Annotated in this window: 1 pseudogene; it reads right to left on the bottom strand. The window is 34.3% G+C overall.

The features are described from left to right. Positions 1-349: 349 nt before the first annotated feature. A pseudogene (locus tag AB4585_RS23050) lies at positions 350-440 on the bottom strand (metal-dependent hydrolase); the annotation flags it as partial.

Here is a 440-nt window from a genome sequence, read left to right as displayed (position 1 = left end):
CTCTACGATTATATTTTTCGTCTCTAAATATATATTGATGCGCCTCAACTTTCCTCACTGACTAAAATCTAAGTTTTCAAAAGCCGTTATGGATCACATTCGATAACGCGAACAATAAACACACAAACACACACTAAGTGACTGTATTTAAATAAAAAAGCCACATAAAAAATGACGTTATTTACTAATGTACGCGCTTTCAAGTACTTATTTTTTATACGGAAACTTACTACAACAGCTATGTGAACTCGATTTTAAACACAGAGCGTAATTAACAACACATAAAGTAAATACTATCTATTAACGAGTCATTTTAGACCAAACAGGCGGAATGCGCACAAAAACTAACTTAGCGACGCAAAAAAAGATCGGCGAAATTTTGCGTTGTTTTTTCCGCTACCTGACCTAATGAAATGCCTTTTAGCTGCGCAATATAGCTA

It is taken from the genome of Vibrio sp. 10N.222.49.C9 (assembly GCF_041474985.1).
GTDB lineage: Bacteria > Pseudomonadota > Gammaproteobacteria > Enterobacterales > Vibrionaceae > Vibrio > Vibrio crassostreae_C.
This window is presented reverse-complemented; position numbering and strand designations above follow the sequence as displayed.